We start from the raw sequence: 17,443 nt of genomic DNA, 5'->3' as shown, positions 1-17,443 counted from the left end.
TTTCCAAGCCGTCGCTAGCGACGTTGAAAATCGCTCCCGGCGATTTTCTATCAGTCCAGATAATTCAGCAATTTGATCGTCGACGCGTCGGTCTTGCCTTCAAGGCTGGAGATCAAACGCTTGAAGTGCGCTGACTGCTCATGTTCCGTCACGGCAGCCTGATTTTTCCAACGCTCGAAAAAAACAAAAGCGCCGGGCTTATCGATTTCTTGGTGCAGATCGTACTGCAAATTTCCCGCTTCCTGACGGCTTGGCGCCACCGCAGCCTTCACCGCAGCAGTCACGTCGTCAATAAATTCAGCTTTTGCCTGTAAGCTGGCAACGATACGAATTTCCATTTTAGTCCTTCTATAATTTACAGTTAAAGATCAAAAGATAAGGCATGGGATGCCAATAATCGTAGTAGCTATACTAGTTAATTTGACGCATTCATCAACTAACGGATGCATTCACAAGGCTTTGCACTTATTCTTATTCCCCGCCGTATTAGTCCCAACCAACAGACAGATGATGTTTTTCTACTGACCGCTGGAGCACATTCAATGACCGCATTGCCAGACATTCTAACTATCCGCCGCCCTGACGATTGGCACATCCATTTACGTGACGATCAGATGCTTGAAACCGTCCTGCCGTACACCAGCCGTTTTTTTGGTCGGGCGATCATCATGCCGAATCTGACGCCGCCGATCACCAGCGTGACAAGCGCGAAGGCTTATCGTCAGCGCATTCTGGCCGCGATCCCCGCAGGGGATGATTTTCAACCGTTGATGACCTGCTATCTGACCGACACGCTGGACGCCGCGGAGATTGTCAGCGGCTTTGAGCAAGGCGTCTTCACGGCCGCCAAGTTATACCCGGCGAATGCGACGACCAACTCCAGCCACGGCGTCACAGACATCGCCAACATCTATCCGGTACTGGAAAAAATGCAGGAAATTGGGATGCCGCTGTTAGTGCATGGCGAAGTGACCAGCCCAGAAATCGATATTTTCGATCGGGAAGCCCGGTTCATTGAGTCGGTTATGGAACCCTTGCGTCAACGGTTCCCCGAACTGAAAGTGGTATTCGAGCACATCACCACCAAAGAGGCGGCGGACTATATTGTATCAGGTAATGAGTATCTTGCTGCGACTATTACCCCACAACATTTAATGTTTAATCGCAATCATATGCTGGTCGGCGGCATTCGTCCGCATTTGTACTGCCTGCCTATCCTCAAAAGGAATATTCATCAGCAGGCGCTGCGCGAGGCGGTTGCCAGCGGCTGTAACCGGCTTTTCCTCGGTACCGACTCAGCACCGCACGTTAAGCACAGAAAAGAATCCGACTGCGGCTGCGCGGGGGTATTTAATGCCCAGGCGGCCTTGAGCGCCTACGCGACGGTATTTGAGGAGTTGGACGCGCTGGATAAACTTGAAGCATTCTGTTCATTAAACGGTCCGCATTTTTATGGCTTGCCGGTTAATGAAGGCCTGATTGAACTGCATCGTACACCGGTGACGTTCCCGCAAGAAATTTCAATGGGTGATGAGTCAGTAATCCCCTTCCTGGCGGGACAACGTCTTAACTGGTCCGTTCGATAACATATCGGCCCATCATAGCCTCTCTTTGTGATGGGCGCCGCTCAGCGGCAAACCGTTCATCGCTGATCCCCCGGACGGAAGTTTTTACACCGTGGCTTCAGGCTGCGATTTTTTCTTCAGCGCTTGTTCTTTTTCATTGATAACTGTATAAATAAACAGTTATCAATGGAGGCAATTATGCGTGTCGAAATTACCATAGCAAAGTCATCCCCTCTCCCCGCGGGCGCACTGGAAGCACTGACCCAGGAGTTGGGTAACCGAATTCACCAACACTATCCGGATACGCCTATCCAGATCCGCTATGCGGCGGCCAATAATCTAACCGTGTTGGGCGGCAATAAAGAGGATAAGGAACGTATCTCCGAAATGCTGCAAGAAACCTGGGAAAGCGCGGACGACTGGTTTATACCCGAATAAAAAATGCCGGGGAAATTTTTTAGCGTCGCTTGCGACGGCTTGAAAAGGAGCGGTCAGGAATAGCCGCCATAAAAAACCGACGGCGTCTTTAACCCCGCTGACGGCGTTCTGAAAAGCGCGCCCATGGACGGGCGAAGAAATTTTGGCTGTAGAAAGGCTTGGCTCAATGATAAATTATAGGCTGTAATGATTCATGTACCGGGCATCTTGCCATCCTGTTATAACCGAGGATACCTATTATGACAGTAGAAAAACCGGAAGAAGCAATGACATTCGGTGAACTGCTGGAGCTAATCGGCGCACAGCAGCGCAAGATTGACGCGTTAGAGCTTGCATTTTCGTCTCTGGTTTTCTGTCTTGATGAAAAAGCAAACCAGCTTTTGATCCACAATCTGAAGTTGGAATCTCAAAATGAGAATCGGGATCCTTCGCTGAAAAAACATCTTGCTCGTTTTGTCGCCACCCTGGAGAAAAATGCCGGTTTAAATACCGAATAGCATTTTCATTTATTCCATTCACCGCAACAGTCCGGGATGAATGTTTTTTCGCTCCGGATTGTTTAATTAGCGTCCAAAAACTTTTTTTGCAGATTTTTTAAAAATATTTCCCATAAATTAAATAAGCGACGATATACTGTTAGTGCTCTTCTAAATAAGGGGCCACCTTAAACCTCGTTAGTCACTCATGTTAGTAACTAGTCAATAAGGGGTATTTATGGATAGAGAAAATGAAGTTATTCAGACACATCCTCTTGTAGGTTGGGACATCAGCACCGTTGACAGTTATGATGCCATGATGATCCGTTTACACTATTTAGCCACTTCGGATCAGGCTCCAGATGAAGCACAGGTTGACCGTACGTTATGGTTAACGACAGATGTAGCCAGGAAGCTGATATACATACTTGAAGCAGGCATTGCAAAAATCGAATCAACAGATTGTCAATCCCTGGATTATAGAAAGCATTAACCATTGATAACGTTTATTATTATTTTGCTACCAGATTTATTGATTCTTGATTCACTCTCCCAATGACAACACCGTCTCGCTGACGGTGTTGTCATTTTAACCGCCAGACCACCTTCTTTTTTTGTTCATCACGCTCAACCGTACGCGAAAGAAAGCGCCCGGCAGGGATTGATTCTTTTTATCCGCCATCTGCATCGGATTGAACAAAATATGAATTTCAATTCAAAAAAATTGTTCAAATTCGCCTATTTGTTAAAAGTTGTGACTTTATATTGCTTTTGTGTTTGGACATGTTTAAGTTTGCAAAATTGTACAGGTTACCTGATAAGGAGTCATAACTATGCTTTGGCGTAATACCTCATCTCGTTATGGTCATGTCAGTATTCTTCTCCACTGGATAGGCGCGTTAACCGTATACGGTATGTTTGCCCTGGGACTCTGGATGGTAACGTTGGGATACTACGATGTGTGGTATCACCGCGCGCCCGAGATCCACAAAAGCATCGGCGTATTGCTTTTCGCCATTATGGTTTTTCGCGTGATCTGGCGTTTTCTTTCCCCTCCGCCTCCGCCATTAAAAAGTTATTCAACGCTGACTCGCATTAGCGCCACCCTGGCGCACATCTCGCTTTACGTGGTGCTGTTTGCAATATTGATCAGCGGCTATCTGATTTCCACTGCCGAGGGGCAACCTATTTCAGTTTTTGGCTGGTTTTCTATTCCAGCCACCTTAAGCGGTTTGACGGACCAAGCCGATGTTGCCGGTACCGTGCATCTCTATCTTGCCTGGGTGGTGGTAGCGTTGTCAGCTCTGCACGGTTTAGCCGCATTAAAGCACCACTTTATAGATGGTGATACGACGTTGAAACGGATGTTGGGTCGCAACATCTCTTAACCTTACGAATTAATGGAGAAATACCGATGCTGAAGAAAACACTACTGGGCCTGACTGCCGCATCCTTGCTAGCCTCTGCCGGATCGGCTTTGGCCGCCGATTACAAGTTTGATAAGGAAGGCCAGCACGCGTTTATCCAGTTTCGCATTAACCATCTGGGCTATAGCTGGATTTATGGCGGCTTTAACGATTTTGATGGCGCCTTCACTTTTGATCCAGCCAACCCGGCCGGCGATAAAGTGAATGTCACCATTAATACCAACAGTGTCGACACCAATCATGCGGAACGTGACAAGCATATCCGCAGTGCGGATTTCCTGAACGTATCCAAATATCCTCAGGCGACATTCACGTCCACGGAAGTGAAAAAAGACGGCGATGAATACGATATCAGCGGTAATCTGACCTTAAACGGCGTAACCAAACCTGTGACGTTAGAGGCAAAACTGATCGGTCAGGGTAATGATCCGTGGGGTAACTATCGCGCCGGATTTGAAGCCGAAGGCACCATCAAGCTGAAAGATTTTAATATTACCCAGGATCTGGGGCCGGCTTCGCAGGAAGTTCAACTGATCATTTCTGTTGAAGGCGTGCGGCAAAAATAAACTCTCGGCGGTAAATGAGCCCTTTCAGTTGATGAAAGGGCTTTTTAATCGCTTATTTCTCTTCATCCCTGGCGGCAGGCGCAGGGATATGCAATGCGGATTGCAACACTTCTCTCGATTTATTAAAGATTTTCATGCCGTTTTCACGGCCGCTGCGCCGGGCGCGTTGCTCCGCCAATGGCAGGCGTCGCTCTTCCTGACAGCTTTCGCTACAGCATCCCTGATATTTTTCCGCACATGCCGGACACTGAATGAACAACAGGTGACAACCTTCATTACGGCAGTTGGTATGGCTGTCGCACGGCGCGCCGCACTGATGACAGTGCGCGATCACTTCATCAGTAATCCGCTCGCCCATCCGCTCGTCAAAGACAAAGTTTTTCCCGATGAACTTTAGCGGCAGGCCTTTGGCTTTTGCCTGACGCGCATATTCAATGATCCCGCCTTCCACATGATAGACGTGCTTAAATCCGTGATGAAGCATATACGCGCTTGCTTTCTCGCAGCGGATCCCGCCGGTGCAATACATGACGATATTTTTATCCTGCTCATGCCTGAGCATCTCTACCGCCATTGGCAGTTGCTCGCGGAACGTGTCCGAAGGCACTTCCAACGCATTTTCAAAGTGGCCGACTTCGTATTCATAGTGATTACGCATATCAACAAAAAGCGTATTGGGATCGTCGGCCATGGCGTTGACCTGTTCGGCCTGTAGATACTGGCCGACATTCGCCGGATTAAACGTCGGGTCATCAATACCATCGGCCACTATCCGATCGCGGACTTTCATCCGCAGCACCCAGAAAGATTTTCCATCATCATCGAGCGCGACGTTCAGCCGAACCCGATCGAGAGCGGGATGCGCGCTGAATAATACCGCTTTAAACGCTGCAAACTGATTATTCGGCACGCTGATTTGCGCATTGATCCCTTCCGTCGCAATATAGACTCGGCCAAAGACCTTCAGTTGCTCAAATTGGATATACAAACGATCGCGGAACGCCTGCGGTTCATCAAGCGTAAAATACTTATAGAAAGAAACTGTGGTTCGCGGCTCGGTTTCAGCAAGCATACGCGCTTTCAGTTCCTCATTGGAAACCCGGTTGTGTAACACTGGCATGGTGTACGTTCCTGTCTTCATTGAGGTTAATCATGGCGATTTTGCGCCAGATTTTTGCCGGCGCTGAATCGCCCGGCATCATACCCGATAGCAGGATTGATGTCAGGGCATGAATATAAAATAAGCGCCTGCCAGAGCGCGGCGAAAATTCAACTCATTAGATAATCAAACGAACGTTTAACGATGGCATCAACGCTTACACTCTGCTGGCGCCAAATGCTATCATTAGCAACACGACTCATTTTTTGTATAAAAATCAGGCTATAGCGCGCCGCAAAATTTTTGCTAATAAAAGTGCCGCTATCATCTATCCTGTTGAGTGAGTATCTCACTTATTTTTTAACGGTATGTGTGCCTACAAGCACCAGAATTCGACACTGAGGCCATGACACAACTCCCCACTTTTAATCGTTCATTACTGCACCCGCGTTATTGGTTAACCTGGCTGGGTATCGGCGCGCTCTACCTTATTGTATTGCTGCCCTACCCTTGGCTTTATCGTATCGGCACCGGACTGGGTCATCTCTCCGTGCGGTTGCTTCCTCGTCGAGTTGAAATCACCACCCGAAATCTTGAATTATGCTTTCCCGATATGCCAACGGCAAAACGAGATGAGCTGGTGAGAAAAAACTTTGAAGCCGTCGGAATGGGCATCATCGAGACCGGCATGGCGTGGTTTTGGCCCGACTGGCGTATAGAACGCTGGTTCACCGTCAAAGGGCTGGAAAACATACGGCCGCTGCGGGCGCAAAAACGCGGCGTCCTGCTGATTGGACTGCATTTTCTGACCCTGGAGCTTGGCGCCCGCATTTTTGGGATAAACAATGCAGGGATTGGCGTCTATCGTCCCAACGATAATAAACTGATTGACTGGTTGCAAACCTGGGGAAGAATGCGCTCGAACAAATCCATGCTCGATCGCAAGGATCTTAAAGGTATGATCCGGGCGCTTAAACAGGGTGAAATAATCTGGTATGCCCCCGACCATGATTACGGCCCCCGCAGCAGCGTGTTCGTCCCTCTTTTTGCGGTGAACAAGGCCGCCACCACGGTGGGAAGCTACATCCTGGCAAAAACCGCCAAGCCCGCTATCGTTCCGTTCGTGCCTCGCCGTTTACCGAAGGGAAAAGGATACGAGCTGCTGATTCAGCCGGCGGAATTAGACGTCCCCCTGGAAAGCGAGGAAGCGACGGCTGCATGGATGAATAAAATCATTGAACACAATATCCTTCTGGCGCCCGACCAATATATGTGGCTCCACCGTCGATTTAAAACCCGTCCGGAAGGCGAACCCTCGCTCTATTGACCCCGAAGACCTTATTCACATCAAATAGGTGTGGATAAGGGTTTCACCTCTCCCCCCGCCAAACCAATTAATGCTTACAGATTAGCGATGAACGTCTTGCTGATAACCATTTAGCGGCACATACTAATAGCCTGCTATCTATTTGATTTCCCCTCACGACTTGGCTCAAGACATGGCGACGTAAGAGTGGAAAACACTAACCCTGTTATCGGAAATTTATGACACCAGAAGTGGAGCCTATTGATTGGAAACGTAATCTTTATGTTGCATGGGTAGGTTGCTTCTTTACTGGCGCTGCATTCAGCCTGGTCATGCCGTTTCTTCCGCTATATGTCGAGCTATTGGGCGTCACCGGTCATCAAGCGTTGAACCTGTGGTCCGGTGTGGTTTTCAGCATCACGTTTCTTTTTTCCGCTATCGCTTCCCCCTTTTGGGGACGTCTGGCCGATCGTAAAGGCCGGAAATTGATGCTGCTGCGCTCAGCGCTGGGGATGTGCATTGTCATGGTGCTCATGGGGCTGGCGCAGAATATATGGCAATTCCTGTTTCTTCGCGCCGCGCTCGGCGTGCTAGGCGGTTTTGTACCTAATGCCAATGCCTTGATCGCCACTCAGGTGCCACGCAATAAAAGTGGATGGGCGCTGGGAACCCTCTCTACCGGCGCAGTCAGCGGCGCGCTTATCGGCCCGTTAATCGGCGGCTATCTGGCGGATACCTATGGATTGCGTCCGGTGTTTTTCGTTACTGCCGCCGTATTGCTCCTCTGTTTTCTGATCACGCTGTTTTATGTGCGGGAGCGTTTTACCGCTATTCGTAAAAAGGACATGCTGAGCGGCCGGCAGGTGATGATATCGTTGAAAAACCCCAAACTGGTTTTAAGCCTGTTTGTCACTACGTTAATTATCCAGGTCGCGACCGGCTCCATCTCCCCAATACTCACCTTATTCGTGCGGGACCTGGCCGGACACACACAGAATTTGGCTTTTATCAGTGGAATGATCGCCGCCATTCCCGGCGTTTCCGCGTTGTTCAGCGCACCGCGGCTTGGCAAACTGGGAGACAGAATCGGCCCGGAACGTATTCTGATCGCCATGCTGATAGTGTCTGTTTTACTGTTAATTCCCATGGCATTTGTTCAGACTCCCTGGCAACTTGGCGTGCTTCGTTTCCTGTTAGGCGCGGCCGACGGCGCGTTACTGCCCGCCGTACAAACATTGCTGATTTACCATTCATCCAATCAGGTCGCCGGACGGATTTTCAGTTATAACCAGTCGTTTCGCGATATCGGTAATGTGACGGGGCCGATAATCGGCGCATCCATTTCGGCGACTTACGGCTTCCGCGCCGTATTCATTGCAACCGCATTGGTTGTCCTGGCGAATGTGATCTACTCCTGGCGCAGTTTACAGCTACGCACCTCCAAACTTGAACTGCCGGGGGATTAGCTCTCGCTATCGCCCAAAAGCATGGCGGTAAATTGCGGTTAAAAAAAAGCAACGGCGCAAACCGTTGCTTTTTATCCTATCCATTCGGCGTACCGGGATGTTATCCCTTAATATACGGCGAGGATAATTTCCGGTAATAATCGGCCCATGACGCATATTGTTCAGGCCGTTGCCAGACCCGGTAATGCAGGCGGGATATCGTCACCGGATCGCTGAGCAGCGCCAGGCGCTGATTATCACTCACCTCTTCCGGTTTGCGACCCAGGGCATCATTAACGTTCTGTTCACGAACATCCTCTATCGCCTGACTGAAACGATGGCGGGCCGTCGCCATGGCGCTGGCGAGAGCGTTAATCGAAGGATCGAATACCGCCTGGATGAAGCCGTTCTCCAGCTTACGCTGACGATTCAACTGCCAGTAATTATCGGTCGCCACCAGTTCTCGCGGCGGATCGTACTCTTCAGGGATCAATAACAGTTTGGCGCGTTTACAGCCCAGCCCCAGTGAGGCGCGGCTGGAATAAACCGAGACAAACGGCGACAGAATCAACGAGAACACGATCGGCGACAGCCACCACAGAAAACGCAGATCCAGCCATGCCATACCAATCGCCCAAACCAGCCCCAACACTAATTGAGAACCATGGCGAATAAAGGCCTCTCCCCAAGGCGTGGCATCATCATCGCGTTGAGGCGAATTCCATTGTACCGACCAGCCCAGAAACGCGCTGACGACGAAGACGGTATGGAATAGCATTCTGACCGGCGCCAGCAGGACGGAAAACACCATTTCCACCAGTAATGAAATCACTACCCGGAACGCCCCGCCATATGCCTTCGCGCCTTTGGCGCAAATCAGGATCACACTCAACAATTTTGGCAAGAACAGTAATACCAGCGTCGTTGAGAATAAAGCGATCGCCAACTCCGGGCGCCATTGCGGCCAGACGGGAAATAGCTGCCGGGGTTGCAGGAAGTACTGAGGCTCCATCAAGGTATGCACGACCTGCAACGCCGTTGATAGCATCAGGAACATAAACCACAGCGGCGCGGACAGATAAGACATCACGCCGGTAAGAAATACGGCACGGTGAACCGGATGCATCCCTTTAACCAGGAACAGGCGGAAATTCATGAGGTTGCCATGACACCAGCGGCGATCGCGTTTCAATTCATCCAGCAGGTTGGGCGGCAACTCTTCATAGCTGCCCGGCAGGTCATAGGCGATCCAAACGCCCCAGCCCGCACGACGCATCAATGCCGCTTCGACGAAGTCATGGGACAAAATAGCCCCGGCAAACGATCCCTCGCCCGGCAATGGCGCCAGGGCGCAGTGTTCAATAAAGGGTTTCACGCGGATAATGGCGTTATGCCCCCAGTAATGGGATTCGCCTAACTGCCAGAAGTGTAAACCGGCGGTAAACAGCGGACCATAAACGCGCGTGGCGAACTGCTGGCAGCGCGCATATAGCGTATCCATGCCAGAGGCTTTCGGCGAAGACTGGATAATACCCGCATTGGGATTCGCATCCATCAGCCGGACCAGCGACGTTAAACATTCGCCGCTCATCACGCTGTCCGCGTCCAGAATCACCATGTAGCTGTATTGACTGCCCCAGCGACGGCAGAAGTCGTCAATGTTGCCGCTCTTACGCTTCACGCGACGGCGACGGCGACGGTAGAAAATTCGCCCTTCCCCGCCCACATCGCGACAAAGCTCCATCCAGGCTTTTTGCTCTGCGACGCAGGTATCCGGATCGTTACTGTCGCTCAGCACATAAATGTCAAAGTGGTCGAGCGCTCCGGTCGCTGCCACGGATTCATACGTAGCCCGCAAACCAGCGAAAACGCGCTCTACATCTTCATTACAGATAGGCATGATCAGCGCGGTACGATGATCCGGATTAAGCGGTTCATTCCCCACCAGCGTGGAAGAAATACTGTACTTATCCCGTCCAATCAGGAGTTGCAGGAATCCCATCAGCGCCGTCCAGAAACCGGCCGAAACCCAGCAAAACAGAACCGCAAACAAAACGAGAATACCGCTTTGCAATACATACGGCAGCAGTTGCAGGAACGAGCGCATCAAAGGCTGATCCGCCATTTCAAACGGATCGACCAGCGCCCAACCTTGATAAGGCAGGATGGTTTTCATATACCATGTGGCGACCGCTGTCTGAAAAAGCGTCAGCACCAGCAGGATGTAGCGCCGCATCGTACCCACCATGCGCCACCTGTTTTCAGCGATGGTCTCTTCCGGGCTGGCATCATGATAATGATGACGAGGCATCGCCGTGCGGCCCAACAGACTTTCCCACCAGCGCACCAGCGGATTCGTCCGCCAGACATCAGGAAACATGGAAGATCGGGTGATCTTGGGCATAGCCTGCAATGCCGTCCGGCCTTCGGTGTCTTCGCCCAATTGCTTATCGTTGTCCAGGCCATCAGACCAGGCCATCTCCAGACGAGACCTAACCGACTTCAACGCGACATCGTCTTCTGAATGAATCTTGACCTGGCTGCCATCCGACAATATCTGATGCAATGCAGACTGATCGATAGACTCTGATTCCGGTAGCTTTTCACGCAGCGCCCTTGCCTGCTCGGCAGACAAGGGTAATTTCTCGATATAATCGAGAGAAGAAGTTGACTTATTCATTGGCAGGTAGCTGATAGCTCCAGGTTTCAGTCAATGTGGTTTCACCATTGACCAACGCAGCCCGCATTTCTGTCGGCTGTTTGTTATCTTTGACGCGTAAACGCAGTGTCAGACGCCAACCATGAGTTACCGGGTTATAGCGGACGCTATTTTCAACAATCTCGCCATTGTCGCCAATACTGGCCTGAGATGTGACCGGCGTTGCTTCGTCCATCTCTTTTAACGATGGTCCGACGAAATCCACGAGGAAAGCGACGGAACCGTCAGGCTGACGAATCAGGTTCGACTGTTTGACATCGCCGGTGGAGCGGCGGGTCTGCTGAACATAGGCAATATCGGGTGAATGCAACTGCTCTTCATCGTTGGTGAAGCGCAGACGGTACTTTATCTCCAAAGGCTTGCCGGTTTCAGGTAAAGCATCCGGCGTCCAGAACGCAACGATGTTATCGTTGGTTTCATCCGCGGTGGGAATTTCAACCAGCTCCACCTTACCTTTGCCCCAGTCGCCTTTCGGCTCGACCCAGCCGCTTGGGCGCAGATCATAACGATCGTCAAGATCTTGATAAGCGGAGAAATCGCGGCCGCGCTGCAACAAACCAAATCCTTTCGGGTTTTCTATCGCATAAGTACTGACGGACAGGTGTCGAGGATTATTCAACGGACGCCAAATCCACTCGCCGTTACCGGCATGAATCGACAACCCATTAGAGTCATGCAACGCAGGACGATAGTTCAGCGTTGGAGACGGCTGATTGGGTCCAAACAGGAACATGCTGGTCAACGGTGCGACGCCCAGCTTACCGACTTTATCCCGCAGGTAGACTTTAGCCTGAACGTCAACAACGCTGTCGCTGCCCGGATAAACCACGAAGCGGTATGCCCCGGCCGCACGCGGCGAATCCAGCAAGGCATAAATCACCAGATGTTTATCGGCCGGTTTAGGACGTTCAATCCAGAATTCACGAAAACGCGGAAACTCCTCGCCGGAAGGCAACGCGGTGTCGATAGCCAAACCGCGGGCAGACAGCCCATATATCTGTCCCTTGCCTACCACACGAAAATAACTGGCGCCCAACATACTGACGATTTCATCATTCTTATCCGCTTTATTAATTGGATAGAGAATTTTAAAACCGGCAAAACCCAAGTTCTTCAGCGTTTCAGGATCATGATTAACGGAGCCGAAATTAAAGTAATCCGCTGAATATTTAATCTCGCTTACCGTCGTGGCAGTCACTTCATTAATTTTCACCGGCGTATCGAAATACATACCCTGATGGTAGAACTGAAGTTTGAAAGGCGTCTGTAGCGTGTTCCAGTATGATTTTTCCTGATTGAATTGGATTTGCTGGTAATCGGCAAATTTCATATCACGAAATTGTGCTGGAAGATTGCTTTTCTGCGCATCAAAACCTTTTGCCGCCAACGCCTCTGCCTGTCGAGCAACGTCATCGATAGAAAATGCCCAAGCCGGCGCTGTACTCAAAGACAGCACGGCTACCGCTGAAAGCCAGCAAAGGCCAGCAGCCCGCTGTTTAGACCCAAGTTTATTAACCAGCACAACTCCCCCTGTGTTCGTGTGCTTCAATCAATTAAAATCCATATTAATGGATAAGTTAGCTTTACGACAACTCGATAACCAGATGATTCATCATAATAGGTCAGCGTTTAGACAATCGGTACGCCGATAAATGATAGTCCTGATGAAAAAAGGAAAACAGAGGGCATTTTCACTTTCCGCACGCAATCCCTTTGCCACCTCGCTTACATCGAAACCGGTTTGCATTGACATAAAAAACGACCTCCTCTCCCTACTTTGACACGTTTTTTGGCTGCCCGAAGCCATTAAAACGCCATTTCCTCATGCGCGGCCAGGAAAAACCTGCTTTCCCAAATGGCTATTTGGGCCACGTCTACTCCACTATATCGGATACCTACGCGCTCTGGCTTCAGGAATATTCCGTTTACTGATCGCCTGCTATGGCAAAAGATAACGCGAATACCGGATGCCATTTCACCCTCCCAAACCGGCATGCAAACATTTACGTAACAAAACCAACATAAATAGGGTACAGTGTCCGCCACTGAATCCGAGACGGTTTTGGCGCCACGTTTATGCTTTTACTTTCGCTGCGGCCGCGAAGTTTCCCGGCCTGGCTCGGTATCTTCGCCGTGTTGACCATCTTCATTGCGCCAGCGCTCTCGCAAATGCTGGCTCATCGCGATCATGGCAACGCCCGGCCCCAGGCGTTAAACGCAGCAACGACTTCAACCGGGCATCACCATCACGCCGGATACGACATGGCCGGCGCTCACGATCGTTCGCCTCCCCAGCCGTCCCTGATGGCGAATCACGAAGCCTGCGGTTACTGCGTCCTGTTCTTCTACACGCCCGCATTATCCGATATAGCCGGTATCGTCATTACGGTGAAGCGCTATCTATCCCCACTGCGCATCGCCGCCGCCCAATCCAGCGTCATTCTGATCGAGAGATTCGCCTCTCCCATTCCGCGCGCGCCGCCTCTCTGAAACTGCGCCGAAATACCTTCGGCTATTTATAAAGAAAATCTGACTGCGATATTCTTGCCGAATATCGTTTCTGGTCTGGTCATTTTTACCAACTGATTTCAGAAGGTTTTATGCCGCATCTTAAAAACCGGGCAGCGCCGACTTCGCCTCAGGAGACGCTAGCGTCCGAACCCTCGTTATCTCAAGGCGTGATATCAGCAGACGCCGTATCGACGCGAGCCGCGATGATCGCCTTATTGATTCGTCTTCATTTTTATATCGGTATTTTTGTCGGCCCCTTCATTTTCGTCGCCGCGCTTACCGGGACGCTGTATGTGCTGACGCCGCAAATTGAAAACCGGCTCTACGCTCATCAGCTTTTTACCGAAAGTCACGGCGTCCCCCACTCGCTGGAAGCGCAAATCGTCGCCGCGCAAACCGAGCTCGGGCATCATCATGACGCTCGATTGGCCGCCATCCGACCGGCCGCCAGACAGGGTGAAACGACAAGAGTGATGTTTGCCTCGCCCGAATTGGCGCCATCGGAGAATCGAGCCATCTTTATTGACCCTGTCACGCTGGCGATCCGTGGCGATGAAACCGTCTATGGCACCAGCGGCATTCTCCCTTTTCGCACCTGGATTGATTATCTGCATCGGGGATTATTGCTCGGTGATTTCGGGCGCAATTATAGCGAACTCGCCGCATCCTGGTTGTGGGTAGCCGCGCTGGGCGGATTGCTCATCTGGGGGGCGACTCGTCGTTCTACCGCTCCCGGCAGGCGACGTAAAAATAAACCTGCCCGAACGCCGGCGGCACAAACGCGACGTCTGCGCCGTCGGCATACGACCATGGGATTGTGCCTGATGGCGGGAATGCTGTTCTTTTCCGCGACCGGTCTGACCTGGTCACAGTGGGCCGGCAACAACATTTCAGTGGTCAGAAACCTATTGGGCTGGCAAACCCCTGCGGTGAAAACACAGCTTACCCGCGATACGACGGCTGAGCATGAACATAGGCATGCGGATGAACACGCGGCGCATCACGAAACCCACTCCCCTGCTCACGGAGTGGAAGCCCCGCCGGAAACATTCGATCGCGTATTAACCGCCGCCAGAAATGCAGGCATTGATGCCAGGAAGATCGAGATAAAACCGGCACGGCAGGCCAATCAGGCCTGGACCGTCGCGGAAATCGATCGCGCCTGGCCGACTCAGGTCGATGCCGTTGCGGTCAATCCCAAGACACTCGAGATCGTCGACAAAACGGATTTCAGTACTTTTCCACTGGCGGCCAAATTAACCCGCTGGGGCGTTGATGCGCATATGGGCGTTTTGTTTGGCTTAGCCAATCAGGTCGTGTTAGCCGTTTTTGGTCTTGGGCTCTGCACGACCATCGTCTGGGGATATCGCATGTGGTGGATTCGACGTCCCAGGCATCGCGGCGAGGGAAATCCGGTTAAAACGCTGACCGGGGCGCTATTACAGATCGGCCGCGTTCCCAGGATGCTATTCATCGCCGTTAGCGCTCTGGTTGCCATCTGTCTGCCCGTTATGGGCGTAAGCTTACTGCTGTTTATCCTGATCGATGTCATGCGCTGGCATTTGCATCGAACCGCTATTCCCCAAACGTTGCGGGAATAGCGTTATCCTATCCGGAAAAAAACCGCCATTGAATGCTTCACTGGCGGCCATCAGCGTCAAGCGATACGGCAGAACGATTTAAAACGTGGTCCAGTCCGCTAGTCCGCCCGAGGTCTTCTCGCTCGTCGTTCCCGCGCTTTTTGTCGGCAACAATACCGGGTCTTTCGCTTTCTTGCTCACGGTTGAGCCGGTATGCGCCGAACCCAGTTTAAATACGCTGACCGTCTGAGTAAGGTTATGCGCCTGATCCTGTAGAGAGAGCGCTGCGGCGGCCGACTCTTCAACCAATGCCGCATTTTGTTGCGTCGTGGTGTCGATTTGTCCGACCGCCAGATTGATTTGGTTGATGCCATCACTCTGTTCACGGCTTGCCTGAGCGATTTCACTGATAATGCTGTTAACGCCCTGCACATTCGTTACCAGAGAATTCATCGTAACGCCGGTTTCCTCCACCAGCCCCATACCGTCCTGAACCTTATTGAATGAATCATCAATCAATTCTTTAATCTCTTTGGCCGCGGTAGCGCTTCTTTGCGCCAAAGCGCGAACTTCACTGGCGACAACAGCGAATCCCCGGCCTTGTTCACCCGCACGAGCCGCCTCTACGGCGGCATTCAGCGCCAGGATATTGGTCTGGAAGGCAATGCCGTCAATCACGCCGATAATTTCAGCCATACGCTGTGAGGAATCCCTGATACCGCGCATTTCTTGCGTCACCATGGTCATCATCTTGCCGCTTTTTTCCACGGTGTCCGAGGTATTCGCGGCAAGTTCCGTCGCCTGGAGGGTGTTATCAGCCGTGTTCTTTATCGTCGAAGTCAGTTGTTCCATTGACGATGCCGTTTCTTCCAGAGAGCTGGCCTGCTCTTCCGTTCTGGCAGACAGATCCTGGTTACCCGCCGCAATCTGAGATGCCGCGCTTGAAATGGTTTCTGCGCCATCCCGAACCTGGGTAACAATTTGCCTCAGGCTGGTATTCATATTCTGCAATGCCGCCAGCAACATCCCGGTTTCATCTTTGCGGTCAGTCTTGATTTCCGACGTTAAGTCCCCTTTGGCGACGTTCTCCGCCACCACCAACGCATCCTGTATCGGACGCGTCACACTACGCGTGATCGACAAAGCAATAACCAACCCCGCGATGATGCTGGCGATAATAACGCCGGCCATGACGATTAGCGTCTCTCTGTAGCTTTCCGCGACATCCTGCGCCGATTCAGACATTTTCGCATCTTGAGAATCAATCAGCTCAGTGACTTTATCCTTATACTTCTGCTGAGCGACATGCGTTACGTTGAAATACTCTTTGGTCGCGCTTTCCACATCTCCGGCAACAATAAAACCTGACAGTTTGTTTGCCGAAGCAAGGAAATCTCTGCGGATATCGCCAATTGAACTCAGAACCGCCATCGACCTTTCATCCACCACATGTTTTTGCAGATAATCCATTAGCTGAGAGATCTTTACTGAGTTTTCCTTACCAAGCTCCAATTGATGATTGATTTCAGCCTGCGTCGTTAATAAAAACAACACTTGCTGATTATTGAGAAAGGCGTTCAGCTCATCGATTAACTGATTGCTTTTTACCGTCAATGGGTAATCCTGCGAAACAATGTCATCCATTTTTTTATTAAAATCAGTCAATTTTGTTACCGCGACGCTGCCGACAATCAAAAGCATTAGCACCAGGAAAGCAAAACCTGCGCCTAATCGAGTTCCTATACGCCAGTTGGACAAGTTCATTGAAATCTCCTTTGTTTATCCATTCGATCTTCATCCGAGAAAATAACCGCCACCTCCGTCGAAAAAGACCAGGTTAAATATGGCGTTCCTCAAATATTATCCTTACATCTTGTTTTTTATACTTGAAAAATGATACGTGCCAGGGCGCAGAGGCCTACGCCAAAGCAGATTGCATACGCATGGGTACTGACATTGAGCCAATTCCAGACCATACAGAATGTCGCTATGCCGGCCTGTTGTAGTCCAAAAAAAACGCACCCGAGATAATGATTAAGGGCGCTTCAATGCGGTAAAAACAACCAAATTTGTATACTCATCCCAATGTCCAAAGTGGTATCGGCGTATTGGCGATAATCTTTATATCTCCTCATGGATATATTTAATGTTTTATATATCTATTTAATCGATCAGTTTTTCATAATTTATTATTTTCACCGATAAGTAAAATCGTTAATTTAAAAAAATGAAAATAATAATTATTTTAAAAACCACAACTAATAAAACAAATAATAAACTCAACCACAAAAATAACCACATAAAATATAAG

General features: G+C 50.5%; 15 protein-coding genes. 10 read left to right on the top strand and 5 right to left on the bottom strand.

Annotation, left to right across the window (positions count from 1 at the left end):
- Positions 1–50: 50 nt before the first annotated feature.
- Entirely contained in the window at positions 51–338 is a 288-nt protein-coding gene (locus ABRZ28_RS08125; protein WP_319603155.1) for a putative quinol monooxygenase, read from the bottom strand.
- A 204-nt stretch (positions 339–542) separates the two neighbouring features.
- Between ABRZ28_RS08125 and pyrC the strand changes: the two genes are divergently transcribed.
- The 6 genes from pyrC (at position 543) to ABRZ28_RS08095 (ending at position 4,472) form a co-directional block, all read left to right on the top strand.
- Positions 543–1,586 carry a dihydroorotase gene (gene pyrC, locus ABRZ28_RS08120; protein ID WP_330519974.1) on the top strand — a complete coding sequence of 348 codons (1,044 nt, stop codon included), beginning with the start codon at positions 543–545 and terminating at the stop codon, positions 1,584–1,586.
- A gap of 177 nt (positions 1,587–1,763) precedes the next feature.
- Complete coding sequence (gene dinI / locus ABRZ28_RS08115) at positions 1,764–2,003, top strand: DNA damage-inducible protein I (RefSeq protein WP_319603157.1); 240 nt, start codon at positions 1,764–1,766, stop codon at positions 2,001–2,003.
- A gap of 239 nt (positions 2,004–2,242) precedes the next feature.
- Complete coding sequence (locus ABRZ28_RS08110) at positions 2,243–2,500, top strand: hypothetical protein (RefSeq protein ID WP_319603158.1); 258 nt, start codon at positions 2,243–2,245, stop codon at positions 2,498–2,500.
- A gap of 217 nt (positions 2,501–2,717) precedes the next feature.
- Positions 2,718–2,972: a biofilm formation regulator BssS gene (gene bssS, locus ABRZ28_RS08105; protein ID WP_319603159.1), complete on the top strand. Its 255-nt coding sequence runs from the start codon at positions 2,718–2,720 to the stop codon at positions 2,970–2,972.
- 340 nt (positions 2,973–3,312) lie between these two features.
- Positions 3,313–3,867, top strand: coding sequence for a cytochrome b (locus ABRZ28_RS08100; RefSeq protein WP_319603160.1), 555 nt, complete (start codon positions 3,313–3,315; stop codon positions 3,865–3,867).
- 29 nt (positions 3,868–3,896) lie between these two features.
- Entirely contained in the window at positions 3,897–4,472 is a 576-nt protein-coding gene (locus tag ABRZ28_RS08095; protein WP_319603380.1) for a YceI family protein, read from the top strand.
- A 52-nt stretch (positions 4,473–4,524) separates the two neighbouring features.
- On the opposite strand, the gene trhO is transcribed toward ABRZ28_RS08095, so the two are convergent.
- Positions 4,525–5,592, bottom strand: coding sequence for an oxygen-dependent tRNA uridine(34) hydroxylase TrhO (gene trhO, locus ABRZ28_RS08090; RefSeq protein ID WP_319603161.1), 1,068 nt, complete (start codon positions 5,590–5,592; stop codon positions 4,525–4,527).
- Positions 5,593–5,977: 385 nt separating this feature from the next.
- On the opposite strand from trhO, the gene ABRZ28_RS08085 reads away from it, so the two are divergent.
- Complete coding sequence (locus ABRZ28_RS08085; RefSeq protein WP_319603162.1) at positions 5,978–6,898, top strand: Kdo(2)-lipid IV(A) acyltransferase; 921 nt, start codon at positions 5,978–5,980, stop codon at positions 6,896–6,898.
- A gap of 218 nt (positions 6,899–7,116) precedes the next feature.
- Complete coding sequence (gene mdtG, locus ABRZ28_RS08080) at positions 7,117–8,343, top strand: multidrug efflux MFS transporter MdtG (protein WP_330519972.1); 1,227 nt, start codon at positions 7,117–7,119, stop codon at positions 8,341–8,343.
- 100 nt (positions 8,344–8,443) lie between these two features.
- Here the strand turns inward: mdtG and mdoH are convergent, their stop codons facing one another.
- Positions 8,444–11,002, bottom strand: a complete 2,559-nt coding sequence (gene mdoH, locus ABRZ28_RS08075; RefSeq protein ID WP_330519970.1) for a glucans biosynthesis glucosyltransferase MdoH — start codon at positions 11,000–11,002, stop codon at positions 8,444–8,446.
- A complete protein-coding gene (locus tag ABRZ28_RS08070; RefSeq protein ID WP_319603165.1) occupies positions 10,995–12,563 on the bottom strand; it encodes a glucan biosynthesis protein G in 1,569 nt (522 codons plus the stop codon). The genes mdoH and ABRZ28_RS08070 overlap by 8 nt, the downstream gene beginning before the upstream one ends.
- 554 nt (positions 12,564–13,117) lie before the next feature.
- On the opposite strand from ABRZ28_RS08070, the gene ABRZ28_RS08065 reads away from it, so the two are divergent.
- Positions 13,118–13,531 carry a DUF2946 domain-containing protein gene (locus ABRZ28_RS08065; protein ID WP_330519969.1) on the top strand — a complete coding sequence of 138 codons (414 nt, stop codon included), beginning with the start codon at positions 13,118–13,120 and terminating at the stop codon, positions 13,529–13,531.
- Positions 13,532–13,641: 110 nt separating this feature from the next.
- A complete protein-coding gene (locus ABRZ28_RS08060) occupies positions 13,642–15,153 on the top strand; it encodes a PepSY-associated TM helix domain-containing protein (RefSeq protein WP_330519967.1) in 1,512 nt (503 codons plus the stop codon).
- Positions 15,154–15,231: 78 nt separating this feature from the next.
- On the opposite strand, the gene ABRZ28_RS08055 is transcribed toward ABRZ28_RS08060, so the two are convergent.
- Entirely contained in the window at positions 15,232–16,896 is a 1,665-nt protein-coding gene (locus ABRZ28_RS08055) for a methyl-accepting chemotaxis protein (protein WP_319603168.1), read from the bottom strand.
- Positions 16,897–17,443 lie beyond the last annotated feature (547 nt).

It is taken from the genome of Brenneria sp. g21c3, assembly GCF_040240345.1.
Taxonomy (GTDB): domain Bacteria; phylum Pseudomonadota; class Gammaproteobacteria; order Enterobacterales; family Enterobacteriaceae; genus Brenneria.
This window is presented reverse-complemented; position numbering and strand designations above follow the sequence as displayed.